The organism is Halomonas saccharevitans, from assembly GCF_900116405.1.
GTDB lineage: Bacteria > Pseudomonadota > Gammaproteobacteria > Pseudomonadales > Halomonadaceae > Halomonas > Halomonas saccharevitans.
The window spans coordinates 43,166-56,640 of record NZ_FPAQ01000006.1 but is presented as its reverse complement, the minus strand read 5'-3'; the positions used below and the strand labels follow the sequence as shown (position 1 = coordinate 56,640).

12 protein-coding genes are annotated in these 13,475 nt (G+C 69.3%); 3 read left to right on the top strand and 9 right to left on the bottom strand.

The features are described 5' to 3' along the window. Positions 1-326: 326 nt before the first annotated feature. Positions 327-2,633, bottom strand: coding sequence for a mechanosensitive channel protein (gene ybiO, locus BM388_RS04460; protein ID WP_425431904.1), 2,307 nt, complete (start codon positions 2,631-2,633; stop codon positions 327-329). 265 nt (positions 2,634-2,898) lie between these two features. Between ybiO and crcB the strand changes: the two genes are divergently transcribed. Beyond that, positions 2,899-3,282 carry a fluoride efflux transporter CrcB gene (gene crcB / locus BM388_RS04455; RefSeq protein ID WP_089847632.1) on the top strand — a complete coding sequence of 128 codons (384 nt, stop codon included), beginning with the start codon at positions 2,899-2,901 and terminating at the stop codon, positions 3,280-3,282. After that, positions 3,279-3,668 (top strand): fluoride efflux transporter FluC, encoded by a 390-nt coding sequence (locus tag BM388_RS04450; protein WP_089847630.1) that lies wholly within the window; start codon positions 3,279-3,281, stop codon positions 3,666-3,668. The genes crcB and BM388_RS04450 overlap by 4 nt, the downstream gene beginning before the upstream one ends. 34 nt (positions 3,669-3,702) lie before the next feature. Here the strand turns inward: BM388_RS04450 and BM388_RS04445 are convergent, their stop codons facing one another. Then, positions 3,703-4,176, bottom strand: a complete 474-nt coding sequence (locus tag BM388_RS04445) for a methylglyoxal synthase (protein ID WP_089847628.1) — start codon at positions 4,174-4,176, stop codon at positions 3,703-3,705. 393 nt (positions 4,177-4,569) lie between these two features. Here BM388_RS04445 and gap point away from each other — a divergent pair, with 393 nt between their 5' ends. Beyond that, entirely contained in the window at positions 4,570-5,577 is a 1,008-nt protein-coding gene (gene gap, locus BM388_RS04440) for a type I glyceraldehyde-3-phosphate dehydrogenase (RefSeq protein WP_089847626.1), read from the top strand. A 51-nt stretch (positions 5,578-5,628) separates the two neighbouring features. On the opposite strand, the gene BM388_RS04435 is transcribed toward gap, so the two are convergent. From BM388_RS04435 to BM388_RS04405, 7 genes are all read right to left on the bottom strand, one after another. Then, a complete protein-coding gene (locus tag BM388_RS04435; protein WP_089847624.1) occupies positions 5,629-6,924 on the bottom strand; it encodes an aspartate kinase in 1,296 nt (431 codons plus the stop codon). Positions 6,925-7,081: 157 nt separating this feature from the next. Further along, entirely contained in the window at positions 7,082-8,236 is a 1,155-nt protein-coding gene (gene nspC, locus BM388_RS04430; protein WP_089847622.1) for a carboxynorspermidine decarboxylase, read from the bottom strand. Positions 8,237-8,242: 6 nt separating this feature from the next. Then, complete coding sequence (locus tag BM388_RS04425; RefSeq protein ID WP_089847620.1) at positions 8,243-9,442, bottom strand: saccharopine dehydrogenase family protein; 1,200 nt, start codon at positions 9,440-9,442, stop codon at positions 8,243-8,245. Between the two features lie 272 nt (positions 9,443-9,714). Further along, on the bottom strand, positions 9,715-11,175 hold the full coding sequence (locus BM388_RS04420; RefSeq protein WP_089847619.1) for an aldehyde dehydrogenase family protein: 1,461 nt from the start codon (positions 11,173-11,175) through the stop codon (positions 9,715-9,717). 14 nt (positions 11,176-11,189) lie between these two features. Beyond that, on the bottom strand, positions 11,190-11,915 hold the full coding sequence (locus tag BM388_RS04415; RefSeq protein ID WP_089847617.1) for an ABC transporter permease: 726 nt from the start codon (positions 11,913-11,915) through the stop codon (positions 11,190-11,192). A gap of 1 nt (position 11,916) precedes the next feature. Further along, on the bottom strand, positions 11,917-12,624 hold the full coding sequence (locus BM388_RS04410) for an ABC transporter permease (RefSeq protein WP_089847615.1): 708 nt from the start codon (positions 12,622-12,624) through the stop codon (positions 11,917-11,919). Between the two features lie 74 nt (positions 12,625-12,698). Continuing rightward, entirely contained in the window at positions 12,699-13,472 is a 774-nt protein-coding gene (locus BM388_RS04405) for a transporter substrate-binding domain-containing protein (protein ID WP_089847613.1), read from the bottom strand. Between the last annotated feature and the right edge of the window lie 3 nt (positions 13,473-13,475).

The window sequence follows — 13,475 nt, the reverse complement described above, 5'->3', positions numbered from 1 at the left end:
CGCCCGAGTCACCATGACCCGGTTCGCCATGAAGTGAACCGCACAGCAAGAGGGGCTGCCATTCGGCAGCCCCTCTTGCTGTGCGGGTGGTTGCTACGCGGCGCCAGTGGCCTCGCCTGCCGCGGCCCTGGAGGCCGTACCTTCTCGTCGGCGCGTCGATGATCGATCGCGTCGCCTTGGGGCTCTGCCGCGCCCGGCGCGACGCCACGACATGTCGTGGCCGGTCCGCCGCGACGCCCAGCCGCCCGATAAAACGACAGCGGGGCCGCCGAAGGCGACCCCGCTGTCGGGAAGGCAGGCGCCCGCGGGCGCCTGGCGGTGGGCGCCTAGACCTCGCTGTCGTTGGGCTGGCGATGGTCGGCATCGGCGATCTCCTGGACGCCGTGGCGGGTATCGTCGCCGTGGGCGGCATCGGAGGGTCGGCCACGCGACGCGGCGTCCAGCAGCCGCAGGTTGGCCGCCGGTGAGCCGCCCTGCTTGTCCTCGCCGAAGTACAGCGTGGTGTGCGGGAAGGGGATCTCGATGCCGGCCTCGTCGAAGCGCAGCTTGACCAGGCGGTTGTAGGCGCGCCCCACGGCCCACTGGTCGCCGGGCGTGGTCTTGATGACCACCCGGATATTCACCGAGCTGTCGGCCAGTGCCACCACGCCGGCCACGGTGAGCGGCTCTAGCAGCTTTTGGCCGTGCTCGTCGCTGGCCTTGAGGTCCTCGAAGGCCAGCTTGAGCTGCTCGATGGCCTCGTCGATGCTCTCGCGGTAGGCGATGCCGTATTCGCCGACGTGGTTGCCGAACTCGCGCATGTAGTTGGAGACGGTGTCGACGCTGGAGAAGGGCACGATGTGGTAGGTGCCGGACAGGTCCCGGATGCCCACCGAGCGGATGCTCAGCTTCTCGGCCGTGCCGGTGATGCCGCCCACCGTGACCACGTCGCCGGTGTTCATGGCGTTCTCGACCTGGATGAAGATGCCGGTGATGATGTCCTGGACCAGCTTCTGGGCGCCGAAGCCGATGGCCAGGCCCAGCACGCCGGCACCGGCGATCAGCGGGCCGATGTTGATGCCGATCTCGGAGAGCACGATCATCGCCGTCATGGTGACCAGGGCGATGGCCAGGGCGTTGCGGAACAGCGCCAGCAGGGTCTGGGCCCGGGCCGAGGGCACGCCGCCGCCGGTCTCGGGGTTGAGCTTATGCTCGATCAGGCTGGCGAGCCCCAGCCAGGCTGCCGCCGCCACCGCCAGGATCACGAACACGCTGACCGTCTTGCCGACGAGGTCGCGGCCGGCCTCGGAGGCGTACCAGCCGGTGAGATCGAAGGCGCCCCAGGCGCTCAGCACCACCATGGTCACCGTGATCAGGATCAGCACGCGGACGGCGCGCAGGGCGTTGGGCACGTAGCTGTTGAGGCGTGGCTCGAGCAGCGGCAGCTTGCGCCGCAGGTCGTCGGAGACCCGGATCTGGCGGCCGATGGTCTGGGTCAGGAAGGTCGATGCCAGCATGCCCACCACCACGGTCGCCAGCGTCTTGAGGGTGGCGAAGAGCACGAAGGGCAGGGCGTCCGCGGGGCGGGTCAGGGTGAGTACCAGCACCATCACGAAGTAGGCCAGGGCGAACAGGTGCCAGGTGCGGGCGAACAGCTGCAGAGAGACCCGGCTGGCGGCCATGGTCGTCTGCCGTGCCTTGCGGTTGAGGGCGTCACGCAGTCGCTTGCGGTTGCGCAGCACCACCGCCACCGCATAGACGAAGGCGGCGATCATGATTAGTGTGCCCATGCTCTGGCCTAAGGTGGGGGCCAGGTAGGCGCTGATCAGCGGCACCACCACCATCAGACCATAGCCGACCAGGCCGATGAGCCGGGCGATCCAGCGGTTCCAGTAGGAGGCCTCGTCGGCGGCGATCGGCAGCAGGCGAAGCCCCTCGTAGCGTGACGAGAACAGCATCCGCACCCCCGCCTTGAGCAGCTCGATCACCAGGAAGGCGTTGAGGAACAGCGAGGCCCGGGTGGAGAGCTCGCCGGCCTCGCCGACGGCGAAGGTGGCGACCAGGTTGCCGCCGACGTAGGCGAGCGCCACCACCAGCACGTCGATCAGCGCGGCCAGCGCGACGCAGAGCACCAGGCGCAGCACCGGGTTGAGTCCCTGGTCGGTGAGCGACCACTGGCTGATGCGCGTGAAGACCGGCTTGGCCAGCCGGCGAATGATCAGGAACAGCGCGAGGGTGGCGAGTATCACCAGGCCCAGGTTGATCGCCGCCTCGCTGAAGGCCTCCATGTCGAAGCTGGCGGTCGCCTCGGCGCTGCCCGCGACCAGGCCGCCGACCGCGTCCATCACACTGGCCAGCTGGGTGCCGATCTCGCCGGCGATACGGCTGGTGGCCTGGGCCAGCTGGCGCGGCAGGGAGGGCTCGGAGGCCGCCGCGGCCGCTTCGGCCCGTGGGGCTTCGGCGGCGGCCAGGCCGCGCAGCTGGTCGATCAGCTGTTGGCGGCTCTCGGCGTTCTCGAGCAGGTCGGCCAGGGTGGAGTAGGCCGGCGGCTCGCCGCCGGTATCGGCTTGCTGTGCCTGGGCCGGGCCGGCGAAGGCCACCAGGGCCAGCAGCAGCCAGCCGCACAGGGCTGTCAGGGCTCGCATAGGATTCACGCAGTGATCTCCGTCTCTCGGGGCGTTGGCGATGGGATGTCAGGGAAGCGGTGCATCATCGGCATGGTACGGGTTTGGCGCCGTGATCACGACCCGGAGGCTGTGGGGATATTTTTATGTACAATTATTGTACATCATGCTCGCTATCTGCCAACATTGCTCTATAGCAGCGGCCTGAGGTCGCTGCCCCCTGCAAGGCAAGCATGCGATACTCTTAGCCACCCTCTAGGGTGGCTTTTTTTTGCGTGGGCGTCGTGGGGAAGGGATGAGCATCGATTCGTTGACACTGCTGGCCGTGGCGGCCGGCGGGGGCCTGGGAGGCATGGCACGCCTGGCGCTGGGGGACGTCGTGGCGCGTCGCCTGGGCGCCGGCCTGCCGTGGGGCACCCTCGCGGTCAACCTCAGCGGCGCCCTGCTGATGGGGCTGCTTGCCGGCCTGTTGGAGCCGACGGCTTCGGGACCGGCGTGGTCGCTTGCGGCCATCGGCCTGCTGGGGGGCTACACCACCGTCTCCTCGTTCAGCCTGCAGACCCTGACCCTCGCCCGTCAGGGCCGCCGCGCCGCCGCCTTGGTCAACGTCCTCACGACCCTGGTGGCGGGGTTCGCCGCGCTGCTGGCGGGGGCCTGGCTGTCGGGCGGGCTCTCTTGATCGCCTGGCGCGCCTACGGCGCCGTGGGGCTCGGTAGCGCCTTGGGGGCGATGCTGCGCTATCTCGTCGGGGTCGCGCTGGCCGGGCCGGCCTTCCCCTGGGCCACGCTGCTGGTGAACGGTCTGGGCTCGTGGCTGATCGCCGCCTTCACCGCCTTCGCCGCCCACCGGGTCCACGGCCGGGCAGCGCGCTGGCAGCCCTTCCTGGTCGCCGGCTTCTGCGGCGGCTTCACCACCTTCTCCCTGTTCGGCCTCGAGACGCTAAGGCTGCTTCAGGTCGGTCGCCCCTGGCTGTCGCTGGGCTATGTGCTGGCGAGCGTGCCGCTGTGGCTGGTGGCGGCCTGGCTGGGACATCTCATCGGCCAGCGGGCGGCGGCGCGGGCCTGACGGCACACGATCGGGCGTCGCCGCGCCGGGCGGCTCAGTCGGTGCGCGACGACACCCAGGCGCCGGCATCGGGGATGTTCATCTCGTAGTCCCGGTCGAGCCAGGGCGAGCTGACCATGAAGTCGGCGCTGGCCGCGTTGCAGGCCACCGGGACGTTCCACAGCGCCGCCAGGCGCAGCAGCGCCTTGACGTCGGGGTCGTGGGGCTGCGGCGCGAAGGGATCCCAGAAGAAGATCAGCAGGTCGAGGCGCTGCTCGGCGATGCGCGCGCCGATCTGCTGGTCGCCACCCAGCGGGCCGCTCATCAGGCCCTCCACCGCGAGGCCCAGCTGGCGCGAGATGCGCTCTGCCGTGGTGCCGGTGCCGACCAGCTGGTGCCCGGCCAGGATCGCCTGCCAGCGGCCCACCCACTCCAGCAGTTCATCCTTCTTGCCGTCGTGAGCTACCAGCGCGATGCGCTTCTTGGCCGGCAGGGTGCGCGTTACGTTACGCGGCGGTCGATGTGACATCTCGATGCTCCTCGGAAGGGGGCGTTCCAACGATGACGATAACGCTTTAAAGGTAAGTTTACTACTTGGTGCCGTGTCTGCAGGCGTGCCAGGGGATGCGTCGCTGTTCCTTGCATGCTGGTTTTAAGGCGGTAATGGGTCGTAATAGCTTCGTGGGGCGGCGATCCGAATGGCAGTGAAGCATCGTGTCGGGTGTTGCGGTCAATGTTGTAAAATTACTTAAAAATCCTTGAGCCCCCGGGAGAGCTGGTCCACATTTAGGGCACGCGATGCGTGGCTCGACGCGCCGGGAAGAGCGCGACGGCCTCGCCAGACACAACGTTCACGTCCCGGGGCGTTCTAACCCCAGAGGGTCGAGATCACCGAACGCACCGGACCAAGGAGAATCATCTCATGACGCTCAAGATCGCCATCAACGGCTTTGGCCGCATCGGCCGCAACGTGCTCCGGGCCCTCTTCGAGAACGGCTATCGCGACCGCGTGCAGGTGGTCGCCATCAACGATCTCGGCGACCCGGCCATGAACGCACACCTGCTGCGCCACGATACCGTGCATGGCCACTTCTCCTTCGCCGTCGACCACGATGAGGAGAGTATGAGCGTGGATGGCCAGCGGATTGCCATCCTCTCCGAGCGGGACCCCGCCGCGCTGCCCTGGCAGGCCCTGGGGGTCGATCTGGTAATGGAGTGCACGGGGCTCTTCACCCAGCGGGCGGACGCCGCCCGGCACCTCGCGGCCGGGGCCAGGCGCGTGCTGATCTCCGCGCCGAGCCCGGATGCCGATGCCACCGTGGTCTTTGGTGTCAACGAGGGCGTGCTTACCGCCGAGCACGAGGTCGTCTCCAACGCCTCCTGCACCACCAACTGCCTGGCGCCGGTCGCCCAGGCGCTCCATGAGGCGGTGGGCATCGAAAACGGCCTGATGACCACGGTACATGCTTACACCAACGACCAGCACCTCTCCGACGTCTACCACCAGGACCCCTACCGGGCCCGCAGCGCGACGCACTCGATGATCCCGACCAAGACCGGTGCCGCGGCGGCGGTGGGGCTGGTGCTGCCGGCGCTTGCCGGCAAGTTCGATGGCCTGGCGGTGCGCGTGCCGGTGATCAACGTCTCGCTGGTGGACCTGACCTTCACCGCGAGCCGCGACACCAGCCGGGAGGAGATCAACGCGATCGTCGCCCGGGCCGCCGAGGCCTCCCCGGTGCTGGCGGTCAACGCCCAGCCGCTGGTCTCCATCGACTTCAACCACGATGCGCACTCCTCGACCTTCGACGCCAACCACACCCGGGTGAACGGCCGGCTGGTCAAGGTGATGGCCTGGTACGACAACGAGTGGGGCTTCTCCAACCGCATGCTGGACACCGCCCTGGCCATGCAGGCGGCTGCGACGCGCTAGGGCGTCGCCGGCCGCTCCCAGGTCACTCCGGGAGCGTGCCCCGGGCGCACCTCAGTCGGGCAGGTGCCAGGTCGCCGGGCACTGGCCGGCGGGGTAGAGCCGCTGGGCGGTATCGGCGTTGCGCCGCTCGGCCAGGCACTCGCGCCCCTCGCCGAGGGCGCGGAGCAGGGCGTCGTCGCCGTGGCGCACGTTGACCAGGGTCAGGCCGTCCCTGCGCGTCACCGCATAGTCGACACTCAGCGACTGGACGAAGGGTTCCAGGCGGGCGGGATGGCTATCCAGGCACAGCGAGAGGCGCATGGCCCCGGCATCGATCAGGCCGGCATGCAGCCCGGCCGCCACCAGCCGGCCGAGGATGTCGTGCTGGCGAGCCTCGTCCATGAAGGCGAAGTCCCGCGGGCGGATCTCCAGCAGCGTCTGATCCTCGCAGAACATGACGGCGGGCACCTCGCCGTCGCGGCGGGCATCCTCGGCGATGGTGCTGCCCGGCGCCTCGAGATCCTGGAAGGAGCGCACGGTCAGTGGGATCGCCCGCTGCTGAAGCGGTGCCAGGGTCTTGGGATGGATCACCGTGGCGCCGTGCCAGGCCAGCGCGATCGCCTCGTCGTAGGAGATCCGTTCGAGCTGCACCGCGTTGTCGACCCTGCGCGGGTCGGCGTTGAAGAGCCCCGGCACGTCCTTCCAGATGGTGACGGCCTCGGCGTCCAGGCAGTGGGCGAGGATCGCCGCGGAGTAGTCCGAGCCCTCGCGCCCCAGGGTCGTCGCCGTGCCCTCGGGGGTGGCGCCGATGAAGCCCTGGGTGACGCGGAGCCTGCCGTCGTCGAAGTCCAGGCCGCGCACCCGCTCGGCGGTGGCCGCCCAGTCGACGTTGGCCGCCTGGTGATCACCGTCGGTGACGATCAGCTCCCGGGCATCGCGCCATTCGCTGGCCAGGCCCGCTTCCTCGAGCCAGGCGGCGACGATGGTGGTGGAGAGCAGCTCGCCGAAGCACACCGTCTGGTCGTAGTGGAAGGGCCGCTCGCGGTGCGCATGGGCGCGGTGGCGCCGGTCGAGTTCATCGATGAGCGCCTTGATGCGGCGCGCCACCGGCTCGGCCTCTTCCCCGAACAGCGCCTCGACCGTGGCGAGGTGGTCGCGGCGCAGGGCCGCGAGGCGCTCGCGGTAGTCGGCGTCGTCGCTGCCCCTGGCCGCCGCGAGCAACGCCTCCAGGGCGTTGGTGGTCTTGCCCATGGCCGAGACCACCACGACCAGCGGACGCTCGGGGAAGCGGGCGAGCAGCTCGCCCAGGTGGCGGATGGCCTCGGCGTCCTGGATCGAGGCGCCGCCGAACTTGAAGACCTGGGTCATGGAGACTCCTTTCGCGGTGGCATGGTGTCGCTACCATGCGCGAAACGGAGATGCGAGGAAAGGGTGCGCCGCGGGCGACCGCCATCGATGGGGCGGACCAAACGACGACGGGCACCCGAAGGTGCCCGTAGTGTCTGCCTCGAGGAATCTGACGGCGTCAGCTCAGCCGCTGCCGGTAGTCCTCGTAGCCGAAGGTCTTCACCGTGCGCACCTCGCGGCTCGCCTCGTCGATGCGGCAGATCGACGGCAGGCGCATGCCATTGAAGGTGGTGGTCTTGACCATGGTGTAGTGGGCCATGTCGGTGAACACCAGGCGATCGCCGATCGAGAGCGGCGCATCGAAGCTGTACTCGCCCACCACGTCGCCGGCCAGGCAGGTCAGCCCGCCCAGGCGATAGGTGTGGGCCTTCTCGCCGGGCTCGCCCGCGCCGATGATCTCCGGCCGGTAGGGCATCTCCAGCACGTCGGGCATGTGCGCCGTGGCCGAGGTGTCGAGGATGGCGATGGCGCCGTCGTTCTCGACGATATCGAGCACCGTGCAGACCAGGTAGCCGGTGTTGAGCGCGATCGCCTCGCCGGGCTCCAGGTAGACCTCGAGGTGCGGATGGCGCGCCTTGAAGTCGCGGATCACCCGCACCAGCCGCTCGACGTCGTAGTCGGGACGAGTGATGTGGTGGCCGCCGCCGAAGTTGACCCACTTGCGATCGGCGAGATAGCGGCCGAAGGCCTCCTCGAAGGCCGCCAGGGTGCGCTCTAGGGCGTCGCTGTCCTGCTCGCAGAGGGTGTGGAAGTGCAGGCCGTCGAGGCCCGCGAGTTCCACGCCCTCGAGCTCCGCCGCCCGGATGCCGAGCCGCGAGCCCGTCGCGCAGGGGTCGTAGAGCGCGACCTTGCCCTCGGAGTACTCCGGGTTCACCCGCAGCCCGCAGGAGACCGTGCGCGGCGCCTCGGCCACGGCCGCGCGGTGGCGCTGCCACTGGGCCGGGGAGTTGAAGCTGAGGTGGTCCGCGTAGCGCAGCACCACCGCCATCTCCGCCTCGCTGAAGGCCGGGGAGTAGGCGTGCACCTCACCGCCGAAGGTCTCCGCGCCGAGGCGCGCCTCGTCCTGGCCGCTGGCCGTGGTGCCCACCAGGTACTGGCTGACCAGCGGGAAGGCATCCCACAGGGCGAAGCCCTTGAGCGCCAGCAGGATGCGCGCCCCGCTCTCAGCCTGGACCCGCTCGAGCAGCTCCAGGTTCTCGCGCAGCAGGGCATCGTCTACCACATAGGCCGGCGAGGGGCAGGCCGTCACGTCGAAGTCGGGCGTATCCACCATCGTCGATCAGGCCAGTGGGTCGGCGTCGGGGTCGAGCTCGACCATCTGCCACGGCAGGCCCATGTCGCCGATGCGATCCATGAAGGGGTCCGGGTCGAGCTGCTCGACGTTGTAAACGCCATCACCCTTCCACAGGCCCTCGAGCATCAGCATGGCACCGGTCACCGCCGGCACGCCGGTGGTAAAGGAGACCGCCTGGGACTGCACCTCGCGATAGCAGGCCTCGTGGTCGCAGATGTTGTAGATGTGCACCTTGCGACGCTTGCCGTCCTTGATGCCGTCGAGGATCACGCCGATGTTGGTCTTGCCCTTGGTGCGCGGCCCGAGCGAGGCGGGGTCCGGCAGCACCGCCTTGAGGAACTGCAGCGGGGTGACCTGGCGCCCCTCGAACTCGATCGGCTCGATGCTGGTCATGCCGACGTTCTCGAGCACCTTGAGGTGGGTGAGGTACTGCTCGGAGAAGGTCATCCAGAAGCGGATGCGCTTCAGGCCCGTGATGTTCTGGCAGAGGGACTCGAGCTCCTCGTGATAGAGCAGGTAGAGGTCCTTCTCGCCGATGCCGTCGAAGTCGAAGGTGCGCTTCTCGGCCAGCGGCGCGGTCTCCTTCCACTCGCCCTCTTCCCAGTAGCGACCGTTGGCGGTGATCTCGCGGATGTTGATCTCGGGATTGAAGTTGGTGGCGAACGGGTAGCCGTGATCGCCGCCGTTGGCATCGAGGATATCGATGTGATGGATCTCGTCGAACAGGTTCTTCTGGCCCCAGGCGCAGTAGATGTTGGTCATGCCGGGGTCGAAGCCGCAGCCCAGGGTGGCCATGTTGCCGGCCTTGGCGAAGCGCTCCTGGAAGGCCCACTGTTCCTTGTACTCGAACTTCGCCTCGTCGGGATGCTCGTAGTTGGCGGTGTCGAGGTAGGGGACGCCGGTGCGCAGGCAGGCCTCCATGATGGTCAGGTCCTGGTAGGGCAGGGCCACGTGGATCAGCAGGTCCGGCTGGTAGGACTCGATCAGCGCGACCAGCGCCTCGACGTCATCGGCATCGACCTGGGCCGTCTGGATGGGGCGGTCCAGCTGCGCCGCGATGGCGCGGCACTTGTCTTGGTTGCGGCTGGCCAGGCAGATCTCGGAGAAGACCTCGGGATGCTGGGCGCACTTGTGGGTAACGACACCACCGACGCCGCCGGCGCCGACAATCAGGACTTTGCTCATGGGGTTTCGAATCCAGATCGAGAAATGTTCAACGATGATAGGGTCTTATCGGTCGATGGACCGCGTCTGCGAGCCCGGACCCGATGCCACCCCGGTCGACCTAACGCGCCGAGCCCCGCAAGGTCGGCGCGAGTGCGCGATGATGGCGTCGAAGCGAGTCGGGGGCAAGTGCTTTTCGCGGTCCGCCTCATACCAAAGGCTAGGTCGTGAGCGTGGCGACGTGCCGGGGGCGTCGCCACGGCCATGGCAGCCTCGGGACCCTGGCGCGCGCCTCAGTCCGCCGTCGGGCGGGTGATGCGCTTGGGCTCCAGGTAGGCGTCGAGCCCCGCCGGGCCGAGCTCGCGGCCGATGCCGCTGCGCTTCATGCCGCCCCAGCTGGCGTGGGGCGGCGCGACCTGGTCGCAGTTGCACCAGACGTTGCCCGCCTCCAGGCGCCGGGCGATCGCCTCGGCCCGGGCCGGGGAGCCGGCCACCACGGTGGCCGCCAGGCCGAAGTCGCTGTCGTTGGCCAGGGCGATGGCCTCCTCATCATTGGCCACCCGCCGCGCGCAGAGCAGCGGCCCGAAGATCTCCTCGCGCCACAGTCGGCTGTCGGTCGGCACGTCGCGATAGAGGCGCGGCGCCACGAAGCAGCCGTGCTTGGGCGGCTCGAGGACGGGGGTGGCGCTGGCAAGCGCCTCCCGCTCGGCCTGGAGGAGAAAGCCCTGCACCCGGTCGCGCTGCACGGCGTTGGCCAGCGGGCCCATGTCGGTCTCGGTCGCCAGCGGATCGCCCAGGCGCAGCGCGCCCATGGCCTCGTCGATGGCGTCGAACAGGGCATCCGCCAGCCGCTCGTGAACCAGCAGGCGGCTGGTGGCGGAGCACATCTGACCGGCGTTGTAGCAGATGCCGGCCATCACCAGGTCCCGCGCCTGGGCGAGATCGGCATCCTCGGTGACCACGATCGGCGACTTGCCGCCGAGCTCCAGGGAGACCGGGCGCACCCCGTGGGCGGCGGCCTGCATCACCGCCTCGCCCACCGCGTTGCTGCCGGTGAAGGAGAGCTTGTCGATGCCCGGATGCCGGCTCAGCGGCGCGCCGATGCCCTGGCCGTCACCGTGCAGCAGGTTGACCACCCCGGCCGGCAGGCCCGCCTCGAGCACGAGCTCGGCCAGCGCCCGTTCCGGCAGGGGGGTGACCTCGGAGGGCTTGAACACCACCGTGCAACCGGCGGCCAGCGCCGGGGCGAGCTTCCAGGCGCTACTGACCAGCGGGAAGTTCCAGGGGGTGATCAGGCCCACGACGCCGACGGGATCCCAGTAGCGCCGGGCCGAGAGGCCCGGAAGGCCGCTCGCGTCGGCCTGGCCCTGGCGTTCGCCCAGGGCGCGGGCCTGGTCGGCGTAGTAGCGGTAGCAGTCGATGGCATCACTGAGGTCCTGGTGCGCCTCGGGCAGGGGCTTGCCGTTATTGCGGCTCGAGAGCGCGGCCAGCGACTCGCGGCGCGCCTCGAGCCCGGCGGCGATGGCGTCGAGATGCTCGCCTCGCCGACGCTCCGGGGTGGCGCGCCAGCCGGGCAGGGCGCGGCGCGCGGCGGCCACGGCCGCCTCCACGTCCGCCGGGTCGCCGGCGGTGACCTCGGCGATCACCGTCTCATGGTAGGGGTCCACCACCGGGTGGCGGGTCTCGGCCCGGCTCGGCACCCAGGCATTGTCGATGAACTGCTCGGTCAGGGAGTGCTCGGTCAGGGAGTTCATAGGGCCTCTCGTGCTCAGCGAATCGGCAGCCAGCGGCGCCGGGTCGGCCGCATGCCGGGGAAGTTCAGCTCCACCACGCGCAGCCCGAGGGTCAGCACGATGGTGGTGGCAAGGTAAATGCCGGCGATCAGCAGCAGCGGCTCGTAGATCAGGAAGGTCTCGTCGCGAATGATGTTGGCTGCCTGCAGCAGGTCCATCAGCGCGATGGTGGAGACCAGCGGTACCGACTTGAGCAGCAGGATCATCTCGCCGGTCAGGGTCGGCAGGCAGAGCTGGATGGCCCGCGGCAGCCACAGCCGGGCGAGCACCTGGACGCCGGAGAGCCCGAAGGCGCGGCCGGCCTCCAGCTCGCCCCGGGGCACGCTCTGCATGGCGCCGCGGATCACTTCGCCGGAGTAGGCGCCGACGCTGAGCATGAAGGTCAGGGCGCCGAAGAAGAAGGGATCGCGCAGCAGCGGCCAGAAGACGCTCTCGCGGATGCCCGGTACGCCTTCCAGCAGACGGCCCACGCCGTAGTAGAAGAAAAACAGCTGCACCAGCAGCGGGGTGCCGCGGATCACCGTGGTGAAGGCCAGGGCCAGCCAGGCCAGCGGCCGGGGGCCGCGCAGGCGGGCCAGGGCCACGCCCACGGCGAGGAACAGGCCGCCGGCGGCCGAGACCACCAGCAGCCACAGGGTGTTGACGAAGCCCTCCCACAGATACTCCTGATAGAAGGGATCGCTCAGCCAGGAAAAGTCCATCTCAGGCCTCCGTGGGTTGGCCGCGGCGTACCAGGCGCTCGAGGCGGGCGAACAGCGCCGTGGAGGAGAGGGTCATCAGCAGGTAGATGACCCCGGCGGCGGCGTAGAACAGGAAGTAGGCGCGGCTGCTGGCGGCGGCCTGCTGGATGGTGAAGAACAGCTCGTTGAAGCCGATCACGCTGATCAGCGCGGTGTCCTTGATCAGGATCAGCCACAGGTTGGACATGCCCGGCAGCGCATTGGGCAGCATGGCCGGCAGCACGATGCGGTGAAAGCGGGTCCAGCGCGAGAAGCCGTAGGCGTCGGCGGCCTCCAGCTGCCCCTGTGGGATGGCCAGTATGGCGCCGCGGAAGACCTCGGTCATGTAGGCCCCCTGGACGAAGGCCAGCACCCCGACGGCGGTGGCGAAGCCGGTGATCTTCACCGCGCCCGCCATGCCGAGCTTCGCCAGCAGGGCGTCCAGCGCCTGGGCGCCGGCGTAGTAGAGCAGGATGATCAGCAGAAGCTCCGGCACGGCGCGGATCAGCGTCGAGTAGGCGCCCGCCAGGGCGCGCAGCGGCGCCCAGGGGCTCAGCTTGGCGCCGGCGCCCAGCAGCCCCAGCAGCAGGCCGATGGCGTAGGCCAGCACGGCGATCTGTACCGTGGTCAGGGCCCCGGCGAGGATGGGGCCGGCCCAGTCGCCGAGCCCCTCCGGTGTCATGGAAGTCATGGTCGATGGTGTCCTTGGTCACGTGACGAAGCGCCCCGACGCGGGTGGCGTCGGGGCGGCGACTGGCGCGAGGCTCAGTCGTAGACGCAGACGTCGGTGCCCAGGTACTGCTCGGAGAGGCTGGCGCAGGTGCCGTCCTCGATCACCGTGGCGATGGCGTCGTTGAGCGAGGCCTCGAGCTCGTCGTCCGCCTGGCGCAGGCCGATGCCGACCCCCTCGCCGTAGGCCGCGTGGCGCGGCGCGGTGGCCTTGATCTCGAAGCCCTCGGCCTCGTCGCGATCGAGGAACTGCAGCATGGCGATCTCGTCGGCCAGGATCACGTCCAGGCGCCCGGAGAGCAGGTCGTTGTTGACCTGTTCGGCCTGGTTGTAGAGGCGGATGTCCACGCCGCTGTCGCGCAGTGCGCGGCGGGCGTAGGTGGCGTTGGTGGTGGCGGCCTGGACGCCCATCACTAGGCCGTCGAGGTCCTCTGGGCTGTTCATCTCACGCTCGTCGGCGGCCACGTAGGCGCCGGGCGTGAAGTAGTAGGGACGCGTGAAGTCGATGACCCGCTGGCGCTTCGCGGTGATCGACATGGAGTTCATGATCATGTCGATGCGCTCGGCGTTGAGCGAGGCGATGATGCCGCTCCAGCCGGTGGGCGTGATCTCGCAGTTGCGGCCCATGGCGTCGCAGAGGGCGAGGGCGAGATCCACCTCGAAGCCGGTCCAGTCACCGCTGGCGGCCTTGAAGGTGAAGGGCGGGTAGGGCTCGCCGGAGATGCCCACCTTGAGGGGCTCACTGGCCTGGGCGGTCACGGCGAGGCTCAGCGTGGCGGCGGCGATGGCGCTCTTGAGGGGGAATGTCATGAT

Excerpts from the sequence above, each read along its gene's own strand:
- BM388_RS04420 (WP_089847619.1), bottom strand. The coding sequence starts at position 11,175 with ATGAACTCCCTGACCGAGCACTCCCTGACCGAGCAGTTCATCGACAAT.
- BM388_RS04435 (WP_089847624.1), bottom strand. The coding sequence starts at position 6,924 with ATGACCCAGGTCTTCAAGTTCGGCGGCGCCTCGATCCAGGACGCCGAG.
- BM388_RS04410 (WP_089847615.1), bottom strand. The coding sequence starts at position 12,624 with ATGACTTCCATGACACCGGAGGGGCTCGGCGACTGGGCCGGCCCCATC.
- BM388_RS04415 (WP_089847617.1), bottom strand. The coding sequence starts at position 11,915 with ATGGACTTTTCCTGGCTGAGCGATCCCTTCTATCAGGAGTATCTGTGG.
- gap (WP_089847626.1), top strand. The coding sequence starts at position 4,570 with ATGACGCTCAAGATCGCCATCAACGGCTTTGGCCGCATCGGCCGCAAC.
- BM388_RS04405 (WP_089847613.1), bottom strand. The coding sequence starts at position 13,472 with ATGACATTCCCCCTCAAGAGCGCCATCGCCGCCGCCACGCTGAGCCTC.
- BM388_RS04445 (WP_089847628.1), bottom strand. The coding sequence starts at position 4,176 with ATGTCACATCGACCGCCGCGTAACGTAACGCGCACCCTGCCGGCCAAG.
- crcB (WP_089847632.1), top strand. The coding sequence starts at position 2,899 with ATGAGCATCGATTCGTTGACACTGCTGGCCGTGGCGGCCGGCGGGGGC.
- nspC (WP_089847622.1), bottom strand. The coding sequence starts at position 8,236 with ATGGTGGATACGCCCGACTTCGACGTGACGGCCTGCCCCTCGCCGGCC.
- BM388_RS04425 (WP_089847620.1), bottom strand. The coding sequence starts at position 9,442 with ATGAGCAAAGTCCTGATTGTCGGCGCCGGCGGCGTCGGTGGTGTCGTT.